Genomic DNA, 15,932 nt, shown 5'->3' on the forward strand with positions numbered 1-15,932 from the left:
TGCTTAGACCGTTCTCAGCTCATTTGGATTGACTTCGATCAACCCAAAAACCTTGGATCAAACCAAGAGAGGAGGGAGAGAGATGAATCGCGAGGCTGTGATCGAATTTGTGCTCGAGCACTACAAGGCTGAAAACCATGGCCGCGTCGACTACGACGAATGCTTTGGTGATCACCTGGAGTGTTTGTCTGACGACAGTCTGTTGGCTTGCTTGGCTTGGTACGAAGGGGAGGACTGGCTGGATCAGGTCTGAAGCCCAGGCTCGCAGAGCTGCTAGGCCTAGGGCTGGTGTGGTGTTTTGATGCTTCCTGCTTGGTCTTTGCTGCTCCTGGCGATTGCCGCTGAGGTGATCGGCACCTCGTGCCTGAAGCTCTCCGATGGTTTCAGCCGATTGTGGCCATCTGTTGTGGTGTTGCTGGCCTACAGCACGTCGATGCTGTTGCTGTCGCGGGTGGTGCAGACCATTCCATTAGGCATCACCTATGCCCTGTGGAGCGGCATCGGAATTGTGGCCATCGTGCTAGTGGGCGTGTTCGTCTATAGGCAAGTTCCAACCCCAACCCAGTTGTCAGGCATGGCATTGATCACAGCAGGGGTGGTGATGGTGAATATCACAGGCCAGCTCAAGGGCTGAGGTTTTGTACAATTGCTCGTGAAACATGTAGCTTTTGAAACTTTCCCTTGGCGGGATATTTTTTAATGTTGATCTATTCAAAGAACTCGTAAGCGTGTTTGATTTCGCCGTCGAGTGGCCCAGAGTGGCAATTGAAATGTGTTGCGTGACGGGGGCCATTATTTTGGGTAGACGCTTTCAAGAAGCCTCGTTTTTTGCCGCAACCTTTTTGATCGGGCTCACGATTGTTGAGTTATTCCTTGGTTTTGTTGTTGATTGATCAGCTGTTGACGTCGCCTGCAGCGAGTCGTTGTTTGATCTCAGCCATGACTTGATTGGCTTGCTCGCTGATCACATGGGCTTGCTGTGCATCAGCGATGAAGTCGGCTTCATATTTCAGCCAGTGGTAGCGGCGTTGCAATTGCTCGATCGTCATCACCAACGTTGAAAGCTGATGAAACGATGGCGCGGCGACTCAGGGCTCTGTGGTTCGGGTTTCCCCCTCTCCATCACACAGAGCGTTTAGAAAATTCCTAGAGGTCCCTTTTTCTTTTTGCAGTAGCCGGCTCCAATGTTCATCCAGCCTGGCTTGCAAGCTTGGCCATGGGTTGGAGCCACTTCGTAGTCCACCGGTGACACGCATGTCGTCCCCAGGGTGTTGACGTAGCCCAGTGGACACTGGTCGTGCCCTGCCGCCTTGGGGATCTCTTTTTGAGCCAGTCCAGGCATGGGGGCTACCAGGAGGATTCCCGCGACACTCATCAGCACTGACCGCATTGGTTTCCTCATGGTTTGAACGGCAGCAGTGGTGTCGGCGTCACTAGAACTGAAGGGCATCTGCTGCTCAATGGTCAAAGCCAAATCCGAAGCCGAGAGTCCTGAGTGGCACCGCGCTCAGATTGAGGCCTGCCTCGAGCGATTGAAGTCGCCCAGTCTCACGGAGGAAGGCCTTGAGCTGTGGGAGGGCTATTTGCTGCACCATCAGCAGCGCCTCAAGCAATTAGAAGGCCGTTAAGCAGCTGCCCTAGTTGGCATCTTCATGCCTTGGTATCGGCGTCGTCGGCTTTTTGGTCTGCCTCAATCGCCCTCCAAACAAGCTTGGCTTGTTCCAACAGAAAACCCCCCGTTCAGGGGGGCGGTGAGTGATCTTGGCTGCCGGCTATCAAGCCGCTGAAATGCTCAGTGGTGCGGCAGGGAAGCTCGTGGGCATTGGATCAGGCTGGCCTTCAGCAATGGCCTTGGCGCGTTTGTACATGAAGCTGTTGGTTGCGCCTTGGGCCTCCATCGCGGCGGCAACAACACCCCAATTGCGAATTTCGGTGGTCATGGTCAACAAGCAATGGATGGCAACACCATCGCCAACCTGCTGAGTTCGCTGTGCGGGAAATACCCGTACCCATGACCCAACCACAGCCCATGGATCTGGCTGATAGCAGAAAGCCGCCCCTCAAGGGAGGAGCGGCTTTCGTGATGGCTGATTGGGCAGCGTCTGGTCAAAGGCGAACCTGGGGCCAAGGGTCCAGGTGTATCGGGCGGACTCCTATGGGGCACCTCAACGATGCAGAGGAGTGGCGCTGAATCGACGTCCAGTCGGTGGTCAACTCAGCTCCTCGCCCACGCTTTGTGGAGACTGTTGGAGCAGGCGCCTCGCTCAGAGTGCTGCGGTTGATGTCTCAGGTGGCGTGTCGTCCATTGGGCGCCTCCGTGTTCGATGCCCATACTTTTGCCCTGCCGGTGGTCAAAGGCAATGCGCCTTAATGCCGATGGACTTAGCCGCCGGCCTTGATCAGATTGGGGTGCCGTTTGCCTAGCGGCAAGCCGCACGCAGCTGTTCGGTTCGCCCCCTGCACAAACCAGCTCAGCTCTTGGAGACTGACAACAGTTCGGCAACGAGACACCGAGCTTTCATGAGGGTCAAACGCTTCGGGTTGCTCCCGGAGCGTTTTTTTTCGGGAGCATCTGTTTTTGAATCTCGTCGTTTTGATTTTTTCGTAACTCCTGGGTTAGTTCGAGTCCGTCATGGTCGGCCCAGAAGCAAGACGTTTTCTTGCACTGCCGAGGTTGCCCATGGCTACCGCTGCGTTCACAAGCAAGGTTTTGGCAGGTGCGGAGTCGGTGAAACCCAAACCAGCAGCTCCGCTCAAGCGCCCGGTTTGGCCACCTGCTCCATCGGTGCTGAATCGGCGTCAGTGGGAATCCGAGTTCGACGCTCCGATTGAGTTGTCGTCCTGATAGGGACTGCTCGCCCAGTTCCCCAGCGGCTCTGGGCGAGCTAGTAAGCCCTTATTGCCTCGGTCTTGATGCAGCACTATCTGATTGTTTGGTCGTTCCCCACCGTGGATGGGGCTTGGGAGTCCTGCCCGGGGTTTGCTGAGTACATCAATGCCGGAGCGCCTGGAGATCGTTTTGATGGCTTTGAACTGAAATACCGCGTTTGTGAGCCGGTCAGCGGTAGTGGTGTTGCCATCGCCGTCGCCAGCGACATCGGCAAGGTGTGGGCGCACTTGGGTCCTTGGATCAAGGGGTTTGGGATTCAGTTCGAGGTCACGGCGGTCGTTAGTGATGCTGAATTTGCGGCCATGTGGCCTGCGGTTGAGGCTGCAGCAGCTGATTAACGGCAAACAATGAAAAAGCACCTGCCCCATCAGGCAGGTGCTCCCTCACCACCGGGTGGTGTTCCGCACCAGCCTCGGCCGACACTCACATAGACCCAAGGAGTGCCTGAGCACGGTCTATGTGCACGGCACTCCATCGACATGAGCAGAAACGCTTAGGTGCCTGGGTGTCGTTATCTCTTCTTAAGCCCAAAAAAAAGACTCCTAGTGTTGATGGAGTCGCAAGACCACCCATGCCAAGTCGTGCTGAGCGATGGGTTGTGATGGATGCCTCGGCTTCGATTGATGGCAGCTATCAGGAGGTCGCTTGCTGTTACTCGTCTGACGATGCCTTTCACTACATCGACATCCACTGCGATGAGGACAGCCACATTGAAGACAAGTCGGTTAAGCCCCAGGCCCGTTTTAGATCGGTCCCTGGTGATCAGCTTTAAACCAGCATGAACAGCCCTGTGAGGCCAGGGCCGGCTGGTTGGCATGGATAAAGCTGAGAGGGTGCAGCAGCTGTGCAGCGAGCACAGTCAGCAATTGAAGGGTTTGGCGCTCGACGTCTGCAGCCATGGCCGCTGGGACATGAACCTTCCAGTGGCTGTGATCGATGCGCGCAAGACGCCCCATCGCTTTCACATCTCAGCGGTGGGCACCATCGGCAATATTTTGCGGGTGTCAACCACGGCCGATAACCCGTTGATGCAGCAGCTCTTTGAGCTCTATGAACAGCAAGGCTCGGATGCTGCTCTTGAGCACATGCTCAACGATGAGCAGAACGGCGATGAATTCGCCCAACTCTTTGAGACCTACAAAGAGGAGCGTCGCCTCGGTTCACCGCTGTGGTCAGCATCGGATGCCGCCGGTTTTGTGGTGAAGTCGAAAGAGGCGTTTGATGATCAAGAGCTCGCCATCGTTGCTCTGCTCCCTGGTAATCCCTACGACCTGGTGTCGTTTGGGATTCCCTGGGCTTTTTATGGAGGCCAATAACTCAACTCACTCGCCTGTCATCCACTCCACGTCGTCAACCCATTCTGGTTTGAGGCCGATCATGGCCGGTATGTCCTTCTCCCAGCCGTGGGGTAGTTCATCGTCTTTGCCGTCGATATCTCCTGCACTGGTCGGCAGAAAGAGTTGGACAACAATTTGATCACCATCGAGTACGTAATCGCCGAGGACTTCACCATCCTCATCATCAAGAACCAAGCCCACACCATCGAGCATGTCACTGGTGACATCTTGGTTAAGCCAGATGCAGAGTAGATACACAACAGAGAAGCTGCCATCCACCAAGCCGTCGGGGAAATACTTGTCGTAGTAAGGCTTTGTGCTCATACCTTTCCTCCTGGTCAGGTTCACACTGGAGGTATAGCGACCAGGAGGTTCGATATGTCCACTTCAAGTACTGTTGCTCTGCTGAAGCGCAGGATCAGCAACGATCAAAACTTCGCCGATGGGCTTCATCAACTGAGCACCACCCACGAAGCTGTGCGCTTTTGCCGAGCCAACGGCCTGGAAGTCACGCCAGCTCAGCTTTGGACCCAACGGGGGCACCTGTTCCCTGACGGTAAACCCACTTGGAGAGGCTGAGAGGAGGCCGATTCAGATCGCCACATCGCTGAGAATGATGTTCATTGCAATACACAGAGATGAGCAGAAGCTCCTAAATACAGGATGTTGCATTGAAATTTTTCCTCGTTAGAGCAAAAGCACTTTTCTCTACGGTCAAGGGAATAGGGAGGTGATCAATGACTTTGACCAAAGAGCGATGGGTCGTCATGGATGCTTCGGCTTCACTTGATGGCCAGTACGAAGAGGTTGCGTGTTGTTATTGCTCTGAGGATGCGTTCTTCTACATCGATCTCTACTGCGATGAAGACAGTCACGTGGAAGACAAGTCGATTGAAGGGATGCATTGTCTGATGACAACGCTGGTCTTCGAGCCTTGACTGGAGTCATGAACTCGGGGGAGTGGTGATCTCCGCCTCGCCTTGGGGACACCATCTGGTCTCCAATCCAGATGGCCAATTGAGGCTCGGTTGCAGGTCGATGGCGGTGTGTTTCTTGTCGCTATGGGGAGAGAGGCCTTAACTTTTGATCACTCTCCATCGTCTTCAAAGAAGGCAGGGTCTAAAAGGAACGGTTCGTCTTTACCTGGGTGCTCGTTGTTCAGAATCACTGCGCCGAGGGCTTCATCAATTTGGAAGCCAAGAAGCTCTTCTTCCTCAGTGACACCCTCCATCTCGGGATGGCTTTGACGCAGCGCTCTGACGCGCATCCACTCGAGCAAACGATCAGAAGCGCGTTGAAAAAGCTCATGTCCTGCCAGTAAGGCCAGCAAAACCAGGTTGAGAGCAATTAGGAACGTCATATGACCCTCCTCTGGCTGCTTTGACGCTACTGCTGCTAAGAGGGCTTGATTGGTGTGGATCCCCTGTGAGTAGGAACACCTCACCTGCTTGGAAGCCCAAAAAAAAGTGGAACCCCGGAACCCTGATCTGGTGACAGAGCAAGGGTTGATCAGTTTTGAGCGACCACGGCATGGCATCACTGTTGCGACGCAGCTTGGCCATTGGCTTGGGGATCGGCTTCATGGGCTCAGGCTTCAACGCTGCGCAGGCCTGCACCAGCTTCATGCTGCAAGGCAACGACGGCGGCAGGGTCTATGGCCGCACGATGGAATTTGCCAAGCCACTCAATAGTGATGCCGTTTTGATTCAACGCGGCACATCACTGCAAGGGGCCGGACCATCAGGGCAAAGCGGTACCGGTTTGGCTTGGACCAGCCGCTATGCCGTGGTTGGCATGAATGCTGTTGGTGTCGATGACATGGTCGTCGATGGCATGAATGAACGCGGCATGGCCGGGGGCCTGCTGTATTTCGACGGGTATGCCCAGTTTCAAGATGTTCCCGCTGGTGAGGCGGATCGCTCAATCGCCAGTTGGCAGTTGCTCATCTATGTCTTGAGCAACTTTGAATCCATTGCTGAGGTCAAGCAGGCGCTCCCCGACATCTTTGTGAATGGCTCAGTACTGCAAGCGTTTGGCGGCCCGGTGCCAATCCACATGACCCTGCACGACCGCTCAGGTCAGAGCCTCTCGGTCGAATACATCAAAGGTGAGCTCAACATGCTCGATAACCCCACTGGGGTCTACACCAACGATCCACCGCTCCCGTATCACCTGGCTGCTGCTGGCAACTACGCCAATCTCAGTGCCATGCCTCCTGCAGAGATGCGCATCAATGGGTTGAGCTTGCCGCCAGCCAGCTCAGGCGCTGGTTTGCATGGCTTGCCTGGAGACTTCCTGGCCACGTCGCGTTTCATCCGCGCGCTGATCATCAGCCGTAATGCACCCACAAACCTGAGCTCAGAACAGCAGGTGGGAACGGCGTTTCATCTGCTCGGCCAATTTGATTTGCCCCCTGGAAGCATTGGCATCCCCCCGGGTGGTGCGTTTGGTGGCGGCAGCTCCAAAGCCAGCTACGAGATCACCGAGTGGAGCGTTGTTGCAGATCAAAAGAACGGCACCTACTCGATCACAACCTTTGAGAATCCCGATCTGCGCCAACTCCGTTTTGCCGATCTGCCGCTCGCTGGAGGCGAGATCAAGGTGATGCCACTGAATCAGAGCCAACAGATCACGACCTTGCAGCCCTAACCGCACAAAAAAAAGCCCCCGCGGTGGCGGGGGCTGTGAGCTTCAGCGGTAGACGCGCACCCGGGTGCCTGCCGGACCTTGCACGCGTACGGCAGCACCACCGGTGTTGCCGTTGACGCGCACATCAACGTTGCGGCGTGGGGCCACATGCACATTGCGGCTGGCGCAGACCTGACGGCCGTTTTCCCAGTAGCAAACGGTGTTGGCCTGAGCTGGGGTGGCTGTGGCCGTGAGGCCAAGGCCGGCTAGCGCAGCGATGGCAAAAAGTTTGGTCATCTCAGAGAGGAGCTCAAGAGCTGCCCCCACCCTGCATTTCCTTCCCTGAAATGAATGGCCCCTTTAGGAAAATCTTGGGGAGGCCTAGATCGCGCCGCCATTGCAGAAGCGCACAGCCGCAGCAGTGGTTTTTCCCTCGGCGATCACCTCATCGACGCAGTTGTTGAAGGCTTTGCTCTCCTGCTTGATCGAGCAGAGCCCCAGAGCAATGGCGGCGAGCGAGATGGCGGAGACAACGGTGGCTGAGATCTGAATCACGCCATAGGCCAGCATCGCTTTTTTCTTTCCGCCGCAGTCTTTTTTATTGCTGGTGTCTTCAGACATCAAATCAAAAATCTCTGCTCAAACGGTATGAACCGCTTCCTTGCTGCAGCCGCCTGGCTCAGGAGGGATAACCGCCCCGGCCTGTAATTTCGCTGGCCAGGCGTATGGAGAGATTCCTGCGAAGCATCGATTGCTGGGTTGGCTGCCCGTACGGTCTGATCAGTGACGCTCTGGCCTCATGACTGAACGAGATCTGCTGGATCGGCTGATCCACCGCTGGAACTCCCGGCAAGACGTCCATGGCGTTGAAAGCCCTGCTGGCCGCAAAGCCGCTGAGATGCTTCCGATCCTGGAGGCCCGTAAGGAAGCCCTGAAATAACTGGCTTCGGCTGGATCTTGAATGTCCCCTTGGCATCACTGGATGCTGAGGGGTTTTTTACTGCCTGCTTTCAGCATTCCAACGGCAGACGATTCATCGGTGCTAGCTTCCGCCCCCCTGAACTGAAATCCAGTGCTGTTGAGCATCTTTGGGGCATTGTTCGCAGTGCTCAACTTCGTTCAGGTGCCCCAGTGGGATGTCGATTGGAAACAGTGTTCGGTGAACGTGCCTGACACCGCCTGTCACTGGTATGTGGTTGATCCCGACAACACCTTTGGCAAGGGCTTTAGCTGGATCACCGCGCCCAGGTTTGATCCTGAGGGAGTTCGCGACATTGCGCTGCAGCGGCAGGCCACCGAAGCCCAGGGCTACAGAACAACCGTGGCCTGGATGGACTCTGGTTCTGATGTGCCCTACGGCGACGACTACTAAGCCGTTAGGTCTTCATCTGCAGGGCATTAGGTTCGGCTCCTCTTTGCTGTGATCACGCAGATATGGCCGATAACCCTTATTTGGTTTGTCTGGCGCTGATCGAGCAAAACGGTCAACGGCGTTTACCTCTTGGCGGCAAAGGTCTCCAGCAATCCATCCCTGCCGGTAGCGATCCAGGAGCCGATGGGCATGCGCTCGCCCTCGATCTGTTGCTGAGGCTGTGGCAGCAGAGCGACGACGGAGCCATTCAGCGCGCGCAGGGACTGCAAAGCCTGCTGTTGCTTGAGCTGCCGATGGACTGTTTTCTCGAAACATTGCCGCAGCTGAAGCAGGCCTGGCTGCGCACTGGAAACACCCAAGCGCTCATGGATGGTTTGCGCCAACTCACCGCTCAGGGTTGGACCTTGGCAACAGCCAAGTTCTCGCAGCCAACATTTACTTCTTGGTGAGCGCTGAGTAGTTGTGCTCAGGTGTTTTGTATCGGTATGAACTTATGACCGAGTGGTCTGGCTCCGAAGCGTCGATTGGAGGTGGACATGGGTCTGGCACCCGTCGAGGTGGGCGGGTGCTTTCCCTCATTCATTCGAACAACCCTTCTCAACGCCGTGCGAGGTGTTGTGGTGGTTCTGGTTCAGGGCGGTAAGGCAAGCGCTCGATGATCCAGCTTGGGCAGATATTCATCACGTGGCAGTCGAGCTCGCGGCAGACCTGCACAAAGTTGGGATCGCTGGTTCTCGCCCCGCCTTCGACGTAGAGCACTTGCGCCAAATAGGCCTTCTCACGCGGCGGGTTAACCGCGACAACATCACCCACCTGGACATCGAGAAAGATCGGCCGCATGCGCTGACTCCAGAGGTTTTCACGTTAGTACATGCGTACTGAAAAAGAAGTGGTGCCCAGGGGCTCCGAACCCTCACCCCTGGGACTTGCCTGCCACCAGAGGCCAGGCGGCAGGGTGTTGGCAGTGACGACCGTTTCTGCCGAACGCGACAACCTTGGTTCAGGCGTCGCGATTGGCCTGTACTGGATGAGAAGCGGGGCTGTGGCCAATGACTCCCTTGGCTCTGCCATGGCTGGCTGATCAGGCTTGGTGCCAGCCATGGGAGAGGATGAGCCAAGGCCTGGTGGCTGGATGAAGCTGCTGTTGATCACTGCCCTTGCTCTGCTGAGTGCTGCACCGGCCACGCGAGCCCAGCCTGATCACTTCACCGTTTACAAGCCTTGGGGCCAAGGCGAACCGGTGGCTCGCGATTGGTTTTTGCGCACAGAGCCAAGCGGGATCGTTGTGATCCGATCGGATGTCTTCCCCGATCGTCTCAATGGGCGCAACACCACCTACATCAAAAAGTTCAACTGCAAAACCAAGAAATATCTTGTCCACCAGCGCTATCTGAACGAAGAGCTGCACTGGACTGAGATTGATTCGGTCTGGACCTGGAAGGACGTGCTGCTGCCTGATGACGCCGACCATCTCCAGTGGGTCTGCAGTTGGTCCAAGCCAGAGGCTGAGACCAATCCAAGTTGAGCCTGCTGAGCGCCCGATCGAGCAGGGGCTCAGCCGATACCGCAGCGATTAACGGCGGGGTTGACGGGGCTCGGCTTTGTTGACGCGGATGTAGCGGCCCATCCACTCGACGTCTTGGAGATCATCAATGGCCTTTTGCTCGTCGGCTTCGCTGGCCATGTCGACAAAGCCAAAGCCGCGCTTGCGTCCGGTCTCGCGATCCAGCGGCAGGCTGCATTTCTTGACCGCGCCATATTCGGCGAAAAGGCTATGGAGATCTTCTTGTTCGCAATCCCAAGACAGATTGCCGATGTAAATGGTCAAAAGAAAAGGCCTGTTTGATCACCAACCATGCCACGGGGCGCACTCAGCTGAGTGCATCAGGAGAAGGTTGTGATGCTGGTCTCATCCCTGCAAGCCCTTGAGCAGCTCAGGCTGCGGCTTGTTCATAGGTGTCTCGAAGCGCTTTTTCTTGCAGCTGTTGAACGGCTGATAAGGCTTCATGGGCTGGCCAGCCATGGGTGTCCATCAGCTCTTTGACCAGCGAGTCGGGGGTGTCTGCAATCGAGGCGTTGAGGTCGGCCACCACTTGGCTGTCCCTGGCCAGTGCCGTAAGCCGAAGCGCTCGGAGCTGCTGCTGGTTCGGCTGTTTCATGTGGGCAGTCTGCACGTTTGCCCGTGCCCTCGGCGGTTCGCTGGAAGCCACGGCCTGGATTTCGGTCAGGAATTTTTTCCGGAGAGCCCCTGACGCATCAAGGGTGCGAACTCGTCTTGAAAGCAAGTGGCTCCTGGGAAGGGGCCGATGCCAGGTACCTGAGCGCAATCAGAGCTGGCTATCGCTGGAGCGACGAAACCAGCTAGCGACCACAGTGCGGCGGAGATGCCGATCGCTGTACCGAAAACAGTTTTTGATAGCGGGTCATGGCAGTGGGTTGGTGGTGGGATGTCTCCCTGACACCAGCACCATCTCCATTGAGTTTTTGAGCGACTGGTCAGGCTGTGGTCAGCCATCGCAGCAGTTCTGGTGAAAATCGAGTGAACGAGTTGGCTGTGAGCTTTGGTGAATGACTGCAACGCTTTGGCCGCGCCCTCCACAGCCAAGAGGACAGGCTCTTAAAACTGCTCCTGTCGGCAGTAACCAGCTGACGAAACGTCGAAGTGACGCTCTGGGCGGCCCCTAGGGCGTTTTTTATTGGCTCGCCCGCAGACATAAAAAAGGGTGGCTTCCCACGGCCACCCTCGAAGAACGTCTGGAATGCATCCCCGGCTATCACCCCAGGGATGTGACGGATTGTAAACTAGGTTTTTGGCTGGTCGTGGCGCGCCATTCCAACGGCTTGTCGCCCATAAAAAGAGGGCAGAACCACCCGCCCTCACGAACTCATGCTCATCCCCAGTAGGAGCAGATGATCAGAGCCGGTGCAAGGGGTCTCAGCTTGTCTTCTGCATCACCAAGTGTGTCTAGCTCTTGTGAGCTCGCTCCAGGCTCCCTGATCCACGTCGCAGAGAGCCTTCCAGTGCTGCTCAATCGGCTTGTCCGCTCTTAAGCGGTGCAGGTCGTTCTTTGGTGAGATCCCAATTGAATTCGTGGTATGCGACCGACCAACACAAGCCTGCTGGTACACCGAGATCAGTGACGGGAAAGCCATGCTCTGCCAGCTGAAGCGCAAACGCGCCTATTCCCGTTCAGGGTTTTTACGTTCCAGCGATTCGCAGGGCTCGATGGCGGCTCGGATCAAACGCTTCAGTCGTGATCCGGTGGAGATCGCAGCTCAGGTGCTCGACCTGCCCGCCTCGGAAGTTAAAACGAGCTACGCCGTGACCCGCACGTTTTCTGTGGGAGCCGAGCCCCGCTTTCGCTAGCGGCAAGCGCTCATCGGATTGAGCTCACCAGCAGCCGGCGATCTTCCCCAGCATGTTGGAGACATAACCCGGCTCAACAGGACCCACTGTTTTGACGCCATCGCGTCCTGCCGCCGCACCAACGCCAATACGGCAGAAGTAGATCCAGTAATTGCCCTTTGAGGTGCCCGTCTTGGCGCCCAACAGCAGTGCCGTGGTCACGACTCCCAGCACGAGAGCAAACGGGATCAGCAGCACGAGCACGCGTTTGGCCATTGGCGCTGAAGCAACCACCTGTGGATGCTCGCAGCTTCTTGAACGCTGTGCAGCTCAAACCGTTTGTTTTGCTGTGGACTTCAAGCCACTCCATGAACGATTGCCTACACAGCGGTGCTGTGCCAGCAGGCATGGCCCATGAGCCTGGTTGGTAGCGGCGGGCACCTGGTTCATTCCGCTTATGCGGTCACACCATTCCATCTCGTCGCCGTTGGCACCAAAGCACCGGTTCTTGGTGGGTAGATCTGCGGCCCAAGGCTGGGGTGTCAGTTGTTGGCTCTTATGCAGCCGTCGCTGCAAATGGTCGGCCCGAGCTGGATTTAGGAACGAAGCAACTCCCACATCCCCTCCCCATAGCTCGTATTTCCCATGAGTAGCCAATCCCAGCGCCGCTTCGTGATCAAGGAGGAAACCATCGACGACAGCGGCGAATGCGCTTTTTTTATTGAGTACGTCGCCAGTGGTGATCGGGTCAGGGTTGATATCAAAGACCTTGCCGATCCGTTTTATTTGCACAGCCTTGGCACTGTTGATTGGTGACAGCGCGTCCCTACTTGCGGCTTCGTCGGCGTCAGCAACGCGGTCCGCTCCTCTTCCATTGGCGAAGCCGCTCAGCGGTTTTTGCGTTGCACAGCCACCCCACCCCACCGTTGTGGGTGAATGGCCAATTGGTGCGGCTTGGCACTCCCCATCGGCGCAAGCTCCATCCATAAGACGGCGCCCTCTCCTTGCTCGGCGCTCCACTGCATGGGCCTGGGGTGCGGGCGCGGCAGGAACGCTGTCACAGCCATCACCACCCCTGCAGCGGCCTAGGTGCTTCACTCCGCGGGCAGTGTTTTGATTGCATGGAAACCACCGTCTGGACCTTCAGCCTCAGCGTTCCTTTTGCGCAGTGGGCCGCGATCTACGACAGCGACGATGTGGCCAAGATGCATGCAGCAGTTGGCATCAAGAGCCTCTATCGCGGTGTCAGCAAAGAGGACCCCAGCAAGGTTTGCGCGGTGCAACAAGGCCCCGTTGGCGTGGCGCAAAAGCTGTTTGAAGACAACAAAGAGATGATCCGCGGTGCCGGCCACGTGATCGAAAGCACGGTGATCAGCGCGTATAGCGACAGCTGAGCTCTCAAAGGGCCTGCTCGTTCGGGGAGGCCTTAAGGCTCTTGTGACGCTGATAACGGCAAAAAAAAGCACCTGCTTCATCACAAAGCAGGTGCCCCTTAACGCGACGGGACTTGAACTTCCTCCCCGTCAGGCACTCCCTTATCCCTGGCAGGAGAAACAGGGAACGCTTGAGTCGGTTCTAAGCACCTAGAGCTGTTGTGCGCCTGAGCAGAAGCGCCGTTGCGGCATGTGTTGATCAGGCGTCCATCTGGGCAAACAGCACCTTGTGGTTGGCCACCACGTCGGCATCGCTGATGGCGGGGGTGATGTCCATCTCAACGCCGAATTGAGCACGCCAAGGAGCCAGGTGCTTGAACAGCTCGGCAGTTCCGTTGGCTTTCATCAGGGCAACCACTTGGCCTTGGCCGGGCAGGTGAACGCGATGCAGCAGTTCAAAACCTTCAAAGCAATCGTTGAGGCAGCCGCCATCGAAGTAGTTGATGAATTCGCGGTAGCCGGCGAGCTGGCAATCGATGTCGGGGAAGGTTCCGATTACGCAGTAGAGCTGCATGGCAAAAAAGCAGGTGGCGGGACCCTATGGCCGCAACGCTGATCGCCGCAGTGTTCTGGCTCACCTTTGCTGGTGTGATGGGCAGCACCGCTTTTTGAACATTGCTGCTGCTTGGTTGGTGGGACACTCCACCGGTTTCTGGCGCTGTTGATGGCTTCCAAGTTCTTCGTTGTTCACCACGAGTTTCGAGCTGGCAAAGCTCAGCTTTGGTGGCAGAGCGCTCAAGCCGCCATGGCTCCTGGTGGCGGCTGGGACGAGGCTGTTGCCAAGAACCTGGACGCTGGCTTCTACAACCATTGCTTTTGCCCGATCTCTCCTGAGGGGCCGGCCTACTGCATCTGGGAAGTGCGTGAGGGCATCAGTGCTGAGCATTTTCAGGAGTTCATCGACGGCCCTAACGGGGTGAATTTCGGGCTGGGCGCCTGGATGAATATCTGCCGCGAAATCAACCTGGAACTGGCTGGCACTCCCCCATACCCCCGGAAGTTCTGAGTGGCCCTTCCTCTGGCACACGAGCCAGCACCCCAACCAGCATCCGGGCGACGCTCCTAGCCGTCCTCTGGGAGCGGTGTGATCTCCCCCCGACTGATCTCTCAGGCGGGGGGTCCCCATCTGGGGGTAGTCCTTTTGAGGCACCCGGTTAGATGATCAAAAGAAGCCCTCCGGCAGGAGAGCGGATCGACGTCACGACCCCCCAGAGCTGTTACTGGGGGATTTTTTATGGCTTCTGCTTGGCCCCCATACGGGGGTATCGATTTGTCTCTGTCAGTTGGGAGATTGGACCGGTGAAGGAGGGAGGCGACCATGGCACCTTCGGCCATCCAGGACATTCGGGTTGGAAACACCTCGTTGCAGTGGTCTGCTGATGGGTCGTTGTCTGAGTACGACCATCAGGCCTTGATGGAGCGTTTGTGCGCGGTGGATCCTGAATTGGCTCAAAGCGAAGCTTGCAACGAGCGGAACGATGGGCCGTTCAGCGCTGATGAGTCAGCCCAGAGAGCTCTGTGAGCTGTCCCCATTGGGGTGATGCTCAGGGCAGCTCGGCTTTGGTGTTAGGGCGAGTTATGTCCAAAGACCGCCGCCGAGATCCCTGCTGGCTAAACGCGTGAGGTCGGCATCAATGACTTCCCTTGCTCCCAACAGCGAATGAGCTTGGGCAATGAAGGTGGTGCCATCAGCGTCAGGCCCCCAAATCTCGTATTGGTTGGTGGTGATGCCATCAATGCTGATCACGCGCGGCTCGGGGTTCAGCGTCACGGTGTAGCCGCGATGAATCCACTGGCATGCATCCATGCCATCGCCTTTGAGCTTGATTTTTTTCATTGATGACCAAGGGAGAACCGAGAGCACAGCCCACGCAGTCAGCGCGCTTCCCTTAGGGCGAGGAAGAAGACCCTCGCCGAGTCATCCACTGGTGGCAGCTTGATCCCGAGACGGGTTGCTGTCATGAGAAAAATAGCCCCAGTTCTTCTCGATTGATTAGGGGGAGCGGTTCTCCCCCTCACCCCGAGGTCATGGGCCATAGAGCAAAACCCGCATGACCTGTTTGGGCCTAGGCGTTGTCTAGAGAGGTCAATCCCGCAGATCTATGGGAAGAAATGCCGTTAAGGACTTTGATGGCGCTGTTGGGTCAGTCATGGGAGTTAGCCCTGGCTGAGGACGTCCTCATCAAACGGCAAAGCCTTGGCCTTGCGATCAATCCAGATGCCTTGGCCATCCCTGGCAAACCAAATGAACCAGAGCGCAGGGACCAAAAGCAGATAGGGGAACTTCAGGCAGATGGCTGTCAAAGCCAGCCTGATCACAAGGTTTTGGATCTGCTTCTTGGTCATGGGCTGGCACCTCTAAAAAATAAGAAGGCCGCCCCTCCAGCAGAAGAGACGACCTAGGCAGAAGCGACTTGGCTATGGCTCCCTGGGGCCATGACATCCAGGTGTGCAGTTGATGTGACTCCTGAGGGCACCACACGGTGCAGATGGAGTGTTCTCAACCCATGGCATCAGCCAGGAGTTTTGAAGAGAACCAACCTCACGAATAAAGGGAAACTGTTGGAGCAGGGGCCAATTCAGTCAGGCTGCTTCCTGGATTCGCTGGGGTGGAGTGTCGGCTGTCATGCGTTCCTCCGATCTCGATGGCACTACTTTCCGACGGCTCAGGTTTTTTCGCATCGGTGAAAACGCGCATTGCCTTTTGAGGAGAAAAAACCTTGAGTGGGAACGGCGTGCTCAAACCTTGATGGGATGCAGCCGTTGCTGATGCCAGATCAGCACAGCGCTGAAGCAATGCGGCAGCAACTGCTCTAAGATCATTTCGGTTTGGTAATCCAGGAATAAGAACTGACCAGCTTCTGACCGCCTAATACCTCAGCGACACTCGACCGACGTCCATTCACTCGTTTTCAAACACCAGTCC

Annotated in this window: 35 protein-coding genes; 20 read left to right on the forward strand and 15 right to left on the reverse strand. The window is 56.6% G+C overall.

Annotated elements, in window-relative coordinates; all coding sequences use genetic code 11:
- Positions 1–82 precede the first annotated feature (82 nt).
- The 3 genes from SynMINOS11_RS05400 to SynMINOS11_RS05410 are packed head-to-tail and all read left to right on the forward strand — an operon-like array spanning position 83 to position 893.
- Positions 83–253: a hypothetical protein gene (locus SynMINOS11_RS05400; protein ID WP_011935479.1), complete on the forward strand. Its 171-nt coding sequence runs from the start codon at positions 83–85 to the stop codon at positions 251–253.
- Positions 254–301: 48 nt separating this feature from the next.
- A complete protein-coding gene (locus tag SynMINOS11_RS05405; RefSeq protein WP_043736802.1) occupies positions 302–634 on the forward strand; it encodes a DMT family transporter in 333 nt (110 codons plus the stop codon).
- Positions 635–668: 34 nt separating this feature from the next.
- Positions 669–893, forward strand: a complete 225-nt coding sequence (locus tag SynMINOS11_RS05410) for a hypothetical protein (protein ID WP_011935481.1) — start codon at positions 669–671, stop codon at positions 891–893.
- Here the strand turns inward: SynMINOS11_RS05410 and SynMINOS11_RS05415 are convergent, their stop codons facing one another.
- Both SynMINOS11_RS05415 and SynMINOS11_RS12915 read right to left on the reverse strand, forming a co-directional pair.
- The gene (locus SynMINOS11_RS05415; protein WP_186550349.1) at positions 894–1,049 is read right to left on the reverse strand and encodes a hypothetical protein; all 156 of its coding nucleotides are present in this window, start codon (positions 1,047–1,049) and stop codon (positions 894–896) included.
- 86 nt (positions 1,050–1,135) lie between these two features.
- Positions 1,136–1,375 (reverse strand): hypothetical protein, encoded by a 240-nt coding sequence (locus SynMINOS11_RS12915; protein WP_370586189.1) that lies wholly within the window; start codon positions 1,373–1,375, stop codon positions 1,136–1,138.
- Between the two features lie 46 nt (positions 1,376–1,421).
- Between SynMINOS11_RS12915 and SynMINOS11_RS05420 the strand changes: the two genes are divergently transcribed.
- Positions 1,422–1,628 carry a hypothetical protein gene (locus SynMINOS11_RS05420; RefSeq protein ID WP_011935484.1) on the forward strand — a complete coding sequence of 69 codons (207 nt, stop codon included), beginning with the start codon at positions 1,422–1,424 and terminating at the stop codon, positions 1,626–1,628.
- Between the two features lie 147 nt (positions 1,629–1,775).
- Here SynMINOS11_RS05420 and SynMINOS11_RS05425 read toward each other — a convergent pair whose 3' ends face one another.
- Positions 1,776–1,940, reverse strand: coding sequence for a hypothetical protein (locus SynMINOS11_RS05425; protein WP_186550351.1), 165 nt, complete (start codon positions 1,938–1,940; stop codon positions 1,776–1,778).
- Between the two features lie 973 nt (positions 1,941–2,913).
- On the opposite strand from SynMINOS11_RS05425, the gene SynMINOS11_RS05430 reads away from it, so the two are divergent.
- The 3 genes from SynMINOS11_RS05430 to SynMINOS11_RS05440 all read left to right on the forward strand — a co-directional run bounded on the left by SynMINOS11_RS05430 (position 2,914) and on the right by SynMINOS11_RS05440 (position 4,206).
- On the forward strand, positions 2,914–3,228 hold the full coding sequence (locus tag SynMINOS11_RS05430; protein ID WP_011935486.1) for a DUF3303 domain-containing protein: 315 nt from the start codon (positions 2,914–2,916) through the stop codon (positions 3,226–3,228).
- A gap of 263 nt (positions 3,229–3,491) precedes the next feature.
- On the forward strand, positions 3,492–3,662 hold the full coding sequence (locus SynMINOS11_RS05435) for a hypothetical protein (protein WP_186550353.1): 171 nt from the start codon (positions 3,492–3,494) through the stop codon (positions 3,660–3,662).
- A gap of 43 nt (positions 3,663–3,705) precedes the next feature.
- Entirely contained in the window at positions 3,706–4,206 is a 501-nt protein-coding gene (locus SynMINOS11_RS05440; RefSeq protein ID WP_186550355.1) for a hypothetical protein, read from the forward strand.
- Between the two features lie 6 nt (positions 4,207–4,212).
- On the opposite strand, the gene SynMINOS11_RS05445 is transcribed toward SynMINOS11_RS05440, so the two are convergent.
- A complete protein-coding gene (locus SynMINOS11_RS05445) occupies positions 4,213–4,551 on the reverse strand; it encodes a hypothetical protein (protein WP_186550357.1) in 339 nt (112 codons plus the stop codon).
- A 413-nt stretch (positions 4,552–4,964) separates the two neighbouring features.
- Between SynMINOS11_RS05445 and SynMINOS11_RS05450 the strand changes: the two genes are divergently transcribed.
- Entirely contained in the window at positions 4,965–5,165 is a 201-nt protein-coding gene (locus SynMINOS11_RS05450) for a hypothetical protein (RefSeq protein ID WP_186550359.1), read from the forward strand.
- A gap of 149 nt (positions 5,166–5,314) precedes the next feature.
- Here the strand turns inward: SynMINOS11_RS05450 and SynMINOS11_RS05455 are convergent, their stop codons facing one another.
- Positions 5,315–5,557, reverse strand: a complete 243-nt coding sequence (locus SynMINOS11_RS05455) for a hypothetical protein (protein ID WP_186550361.1) — start codon at positions 5,555–5,557, stop codon at positions 5,315–5,317.
- Between the two features lie 200 nt (positions 5,558–5,757).
- Here SynMINOS11_RS05455 and SynMINOS11_RS05460 point away from each other — a divergent pair, with 200 nt between their 5' ends.
- On the forward strand, positions 5,758–6,876 hold the full coding sequence (locus SynMINOS11_RS05460; RefSeq protein ID WP_186550363.1) for a choloylglycine hydrolase family protein: 1,119 nt from the start codon (positions 5,758–5,760) through the stop codon (positions 6,874–6,876).
- 42 nt (positions 6,877–6,918) lie between these two features.
- Here the strand turns inward: SynMINOS11_RS05460 and SynMINOS11_RS05465 are convergent, their stop codons facing one another.
- The gene (locus tag SynMINOS11_RS05465; RefSeq protein ID WP_186550365.1) at positions 6,919–7,152 is read right to left on the reverse strand and encodes a hypothetical protein; all 234 of its coding nucleotides are present in this window, start codon (positions 7,150–7,152) and stop codon (positions 6,919–6,921) included.
- Between the two features lie 84 nt (positions 7,153–7,236).
- Positions 7,237–7,476, reverse strand: coding sequence for a hypothetical protein (locus tag SynMINOS11_RS05470; RefSeq protein WP_011935490.1), 240 nt, complete (start codon positions 7,474–7,476; stop codon positions 7,237–7,239).
- A gap of 178 nt (positions 7,477–7,654) precedes the next feature.
- Here SynMINOS11_RS05470 and SynMINOS11_RS05475 point away from each other — a divergent pair, with 178 nt between their 5' ends.
- The 3 genes from SynMINOS11_RS05475 to SynMINOS11_RS05485 all read left to right on the forward strand — a co-directional run bounded on the left by SynMINOS11_RS05475 (position 7,655) and on the right by SynMINOS11_RS05485 (position 8,676).
- Complete coding sequence (locus tag SynMINOS11_RS05475) at positions 7,655–7,795, forward strand: hypothetical protein (protein WP_186550367.1); 141 nt, start codon at positions 7,655–7,657, stop codon at positions 7,793–7,795.
- A gap of 132 nt (positions 7,796–7,927) precedes the next feature.
- Positions 7,928–8,227, forward strand: coding sequence for a hypothetical protein (locus SynMINOS11_RS05480; RefSeq protein ID WP_011935491.1), 300 nt, complete (start codon positions 7,928–7,930; stop codon positions 8,225–8,227).
- A 62-nt stretch (positions 8,228–8,289) separates the two neighbouring features.
- Positions 8,290–8,676 (forward strand): hypothetical protein, encoded by a 387-nt coding sequence (locus SynMINOS11_RS05485; RefSeq protein WP_011935492.1) that lies wholly within the window; start codon positions 8,290–8,292, stop codon positions 8,674–8,676.
- A gap of 148 nt (positions 8,677–8,824) precedes the next feature.
- Here SynMINOS11_RS05485 and SynMINOS11_RS05490 read toward each other — a convergent pair whose 3' ends face one another.
- Positions 8,825–9,067 carry a hypothetical protein gene (locus SynMINOS11_RS05490; protein ID WP_186550369.1) on the reverse strand — a complete coding sequence of 81 codons (243 nt, stop codon included), beginning with the start codon at positions 9,065–9,067 and terminating at the stop codon, positions 8,825–8,827.
- A gap of 292 nt (positions 9,068–9,359) precedes the next feature.
- Here SynMINOS11_RS05490 and SynMINOS11_RS05495 point away from each other — a divergent pair, with 292 nt between their 5' ends.
- Entirely contained in the window at positions 9,360–9,752 is a 393-nt protein-coding gene (locus tag SynMINOS11_RS05495) for a hypothetical protein (protein ID WP_186550371.1), read from the forward strand.
- A gap of 48 nt (positions 9,753–9,800) precedes the next feature.
- Here the strand turns inward: SynMINOS11_RS05495 and SynMINOS11_RS05500 are convergent, their stop codons facing one another.
- Both SynMINOS11_RS05500 and SynMINOS11_RS05505 read right to left on the reverse strand, forming a co-directional pair.
- A complete protein-coding gene (locus SynMINOS11_RS05500) occupies positions 9,801–10,055 on the reverse strand; it encodes an RNA recognition motif domain-containing protein (RefSeq protein ID WP_011935496.1) in 255 nt (84 codons plus the stop codon).
- 106 nt (positions 10,056–10,161) lie between these two features.
- A complete protein-coding gene (locus SynMINOS11_RS05505; protein ID WP_255445504.1) occupies positions 10,162–10,386 on the reverse strand; it encodes a hypothetical protein in 225 nt (74 codons plus the stop codon).
- A 1,067-nt stretch (positions 10,387–11,453) separates the two neighbouring features.
- On the opposite strand from SynMINOS11_RS05505, the gene SynMINOS11_RS05510 reads away from it, so the two are divergent.
- Positions 11,454–11,594 (forward strand): hypothetical protein, encoded by a 141-nt coding sequence (locus tag SynMINOS11_RS05510; RefSeq protein ID WP_186550375.1) that lies wholly within the window; start codon positions 11,454–11,456, stop codon positions 11,592–11,594.
- 24 nt (positions 11,595–11,618) lie between these two features.
- Here SynMINOS11_RS05510 and SynMINOS11_RS05515 read toward each other — a convergent pair whose 3' ends face one another.
- Positions 11,619–11,849 (reverse strand): hypothetical protein, encoded by a 231-nt coding sequence (locus tag SynMINOS11_RS05515; protein ID WP_043736816.1) that lies wholly within the window; start codon positions 11,847–11,849, stop codon positions 11,619–11,621.
- Between the two features lie 369 nt (positions 11,850–12,218).
- On the opposite strand from SynMINOS11_RS05515, the gene SynMINOS11_RS05520 reads away from it, so the two are divergent.
- Positions 12,219–12,389 (forward strand): hypothetical protein, encoded by a 171-nt coding sequence (locus tag SynMINOS11_RS05520; RefSeq protein WP_186550377.1) that lies wholly within the window; start codon positions 12,219–12,221, stop codon positions 12,387–12,389.
- Between the two features lie 71 nt (positions 12,390–12,460).
- On the opposite strand, the gene SynMINOS11_RS05525 is transcribed toward SynMINOS11_RS05520, so the two are convergent.
- Positions 12,461–12,640 carry a hypothetical protein gene (locus tag SynMINOS11_RS05525; protein WP_186550379.1) on the reverse strand — a complete coding sequence of 60 codons (180 nt, stop codon included), beginning with the start codon at positions 12,638–12,640 and terminating at the stop codon, positions 12,461–12,463.
- Positions 12,641–12,694: 54 nt separating this feature from the next.
- Here SynMINOS11_RS05525 and SynMINOS11_RS05530 point away from each other — a divergent pair, with 54 nt between their 5' ends.
- On the forward strand, positions 12,695–12,967 hold the full coding sequence (locus SynMINOS11_RS05530; protein WP_186550381.1) for a DUF3764 family protein: 273 nt from the start codon (positions 12,695–12,697) through the stop codon (positions 12,965–12,967).
- A 238-nt stretch (positions 12,968–13,205) separates the two neighbouring features.
- Here SynMINOS11_RS05530 and SynMINOS11_RS05535 read toward each other — a convergent pair whose 3' ends face one another.
- Positions 13,206–13,520 carry a DUF3303 domain-containing protein gene (locus SynMINOS11_RS05535; protein ID WP_011935505.1) on the reverse strand — a complete coding sequence of 105 codons (315 nt, stop codon included), beginning with the start codon at positions 13,518–13,520 and terminating at the stop codon, positions 13,206–13,208.
- Here SynMINOS11_RS05535 and SynMINOS11_RS05540 point away from each other — a divergent pair.
- The 3 genes from SynMINOS11_RS05540 to SynMINOS11_RS05550 all read left to right on the forward strand — a co-directional run bounded on the left by SynMINOS11_RS05540 (position 13,519) and on the right by SynMINOS11_RS05550 (position 14,528).
- A complete protein-coding gene (locus tag SynMINOS11_RS05540) occupies positions 13,519–13,671 on the forward strand; it encodes a hypothetical protein (protein WP_186550383.1) in 153 nt (50 codons plus the stop codon). The genes SynMINOS11_RS05535 and SynMINOS11_RS05540 overlap by 2 nt on opposite strands.
- Positions 13,671–14,012: a hypothetical protein gene (locus tag SynMINOS11_RS05545; protein ID WP_186550385.1), complete on the forward strand. Its 342-nt coding sequence runs from the start codon at positions 13,671–13,673 to the stop codon at positions 14,010–14,012. Before SynMINOS11_RS05540 ends, SynMINOS11_RS05545 begins: the two co-directional genes overlap by 1 nt.
- Before the next feature lie 312 nt (positions 14,013–14,324).
- Positions 14,325–14,528, forward strand: coding sequence for a hypothetical protein (locus SynMINOS11_RS05550; RefSeq protein ID WP_186550387.1), 204 nt, complete (start codon positions 14,325–14,327; stop codon positions 14,526–14,528).
- 54 nt (positions 14,529–14,582) lie between these two features.
- Here SynMINOS11_RS05550 and SynMINOS11_RS05555 read toward each other — a convergent pair whose 3' ends face one another.
- A complete protein-coding gene (locus SynMINOS11_RS05555; RefSeq protein ID WP_011935508.1) occupies positions 14,583–14,843 on the reverse strand; it encodes a hypothetical protein in 261 nt (86 codons plus the stop codon).
- Positions 14,844–15,136: 293 nt separating this feature from the next.
- Here SynMINOS11_RS05555 and SynMINOS11_RS05560 point away from each other — a divergent pair, with 293 nt between their 5' ends.
- The gene (locus tag SynMINOS11_RS05560) at positions 15,137–15,409 is read left to right on the forward strand and encodes a hypothetical protein (protein WP_186550389.1); all 273 of its coding nucleotides are present in this window, start codon (positions 15,137–15,139) and stop codon (positions 15,407–15,409) included.
- 139 nt (positions 15,410–15,548) lie between these two features.
- Here SynMINOS11_RS05560 and SynMINOS11_RS05565 read toward each other — a convergent pair whose 3' ends face one another.
- Positions 15,549–15,749, reverse strand: a complete 201-nt coding sequence (locus SynMINOS11_RS05565) for a hypothetical protein (RefSeq protein WP_186550391.1) — start codon at positions 15,747–15,749, stop codon at positions 15,549–15,551.
- Positions 15,750–15,932: the final 183 nt, after the last annotated feature.

The sequence above is a fragment of the Synechococcus sp. Minos11 genome (assembly GCF_014279855.1).
Classification (GTDB): domain Bacteria; phylum Cyanobacteriota; class Cyanobacteriia; order PCC-6307; family Cyanobiaceae; genus RCC307.

What these genes read in the sequence shown, in the direction of transcription:
- SynMINOS11_RS05510 (WP_186550375.1), top strand. Translation starts at nt 11,454, where the DNA reads ATGGCGGCTCGGATCAAACGCTTCAGTCGTGATCCGGTGGAGATCGCA.
- SynMINOS11_RS12915 (WP_370586189.1), bottom strand. Translation starts at nt 1,375, where the DNA reads ATGAGTGTCGCGGGAATCCTCCTGGTAGCCCCCATGCCTGGACTGGCT.
- SynMINOS11_RS05465 (WP_186550365.1), bottom strand. Translation starts at nt 7,152, where the DNA reads ATGACCAAACTTTTTGCCATCGCTGCGCTAGCCGGCCTTGGCCTCACG.
- SynMINOS11_RS05470 (WP_011935490.1), bottom strand. Translation starts at nt 7,476, where the DNA reads ATGTCTGAAGACACCAGCAATAAAAAAGACTGCGGCGGAAAGAAAAAA.
- SynMINOS11_RS05440 (WP_186550355.1), top strand. Translation starts at nt 3,706, where the DNA reads ATGGATAAAGCTGAGAGGGTGCAGCAGCTGTGCAGCGAGCACAGTCAG.
- SynMINOS11_RS05460 (WP_186550363.1), top strand. Translation starts at nt 5,758, where the DNA reads ATGGCATCACTGTTGCGACGCAGCTTGGCCATTGGCTTGGGGATCGGC.
- SynMINOS11_RS05540 (WP_186550383.1), top strand. Translation starts at nt 13,519, where the DNA reads ATGGCAAAAAAGCAGGTGGCGGGACCCTATGGCCGCAACGCTGATCGC.
- SynMINOS11_RS05560 (WP_186550389.1), top strand. Translation starts at nt 15,137, where the DNA reads ATGGCGCTGTTGGGTCAGTCATGGGAGTTAGCCCTGGCTGAGGACGTC.
- SynMINOS11_RS05425 (WP_186550351.1), bottom strand. Translation starts at nt 1,940, where the DNA reads ATGACCACCGAAATTCGCAATTGGGGTGTTGTTGCCGCCGCGATGGAG.
- SynMINOS11_RS05415 (WP_186550349.1), bottom strand. Translation starts at nt 1,049, where the DNA reads ATGACGATCGAGCAATTGCAACGCCGCTACCACTGGCTGAAATATGAA.
- SynMINOS11_RS05520 (WP_186550377.1), top strand. Translation starts at nt 12,219, where the DNA reads ATGAGTAGCCAATCCCAGCGCCGCTTCGTGATCAAGGAGGAAACCATC.
- SynMINOS11_RS05445 (WP_186550357.1), bottom strand. Translation starts at nt 4,551, where the DNA reads ATGAGCACAAAGCCTTACTACGACAAGTATTTCCCCGACGGCTTGGTG.
- SynMINOS11_RS05485 (WP_011935492.1), top strand. Translation starts at nt 8,290, where the DNA reads ATGGCCGATAACCCTTATTTGGTTTGTCTGGCGCTGATCGAGCAAAAC.
- SynMINOS11_RS05495 (WP_186550371.1), top strand. Translation starts at nt 9,360, where the DNA reads ATGAAGCTGCTGTTGATCACTGCCCTTGCTCTGCTGAGTGCTGCACCG.
- SynMINOS11_RS05515 (WP_043736816.1), bottom strand. Translation starts at nt 11,849, where the DNA reads ATGGCCAAACGCGTGCTCGTGCTGCTGATCCCGTTTGCTCTCGTGCTG.
- SynMINOS11_RS05545 (WP_186550385.1), top strand. Translation starts at nt 13,671, where the DNA reads ATGGCTTCCAAGTTCTTCGTTGTTCACCACGAGTTTCGAGCTGGCAAA.
- SynMINOS11_RS05535 (WP_011935505.1), bottom strand. Translation starts at nt 13,520, where the DNA reads ATGCAGCTCTACTGCGTAATCGGAACCTTCCCCGACATCGATTGCCAG.
- SynMINOS11_RS05555 (WP_011935508.1), bottom strand. Translation starts at nt 14,843, where the DNA reads ATGAAAAAAATCAAGCTCAAAGGCGATGGCATGGATGCATGCCAGTGG.
- SynMINOS11_RS05525 (WP_186550379.1), bottom strand. Translation starts at nt 12,640, where the DNA reads ATGGCTGTGACAGCGTTCCTGCCGCGCCCGCACCCCAGGCCCATGCAG.
- SynMINOS11_RS05405 (WP_043736802.1), top strand. Translation starts at nt 302, where the DNA reads ATGCTTCCTGCTTGGTCTTTGCTGCTCCTGGCGATTGCCGCTGAGGTG.
- SynMINOS11_RS05490 (WP_186550369.1), bottom strand. Translation starts at nt 9,067, where the DNA reads ATGCGGCCGATCTTTCTCGATGTCCAGGTGGGTGATGTTGTCGCGGTT.
- SynMINOS11_RS05450 (WP_186550359.1), top strand. Translation starts at nt 4,965, where the DNA reads ATGACTTTGACCAAAGAGCGATGGGTCGTCATGGATGCTTCGGCTTCA.
- SynMINOS11_RS05435 (WP_186550353.1), top strand. Translation starts at nt 3,492, where the DNA reads ATGGATGCCTCGGCTTCGATTGATGGCAGCTATCAGGAGGTCGCTTGC.
- SynMINOS11_RS05505 (WP_255445504.1), bottom strand. Translation starts at nt 10,386, where the DNA reads ATGAAACAGCCGAACCAGCAGCAGCTCCGAGCGCTTCGGCTTACGGCA.
- SynMINOS11_RS05475 (WP_186550367.1), top strand. Translation starts at nt 7,655, where the DNA reads ATGACTGAACGAGATCTGCTGGATCGGCTGATCCACCGCTGGAACTCC.
- SynMINOS11_RS05430 (WP_011935486.1), top strand. Translation starts at nt 2,914, where the DNA reads ATGCAGCACTATCTGATTGTTTGGTCGTTCCCCACCGTGGATGGGGCT.
- SynMINOS11_RS05530 (WP_186550381.1), top strand. Translation starts at nt 12,695, where the DNA reads ATGGAAACCACCGTCTGGACCTTCAGCCTCAGCGTTCCTTTTGCGCAG.
- SynMINOS11_RS05400 (WP_011935479.1), top strand. Translation starts at nt 83, where the DNA reads ATGAATCGCGAGGCTGTGATCGAATTTGTGCTCGAGCACTACAAGGCT.
- SynMINOS11_RS05550 (WP_186550387.1), top strand. Translation starts at nt 14,325, where the DNA reads ATGGCACCTTCGGCCATCCAGGACATTCGGGTTGGAAACACCTCGTTG.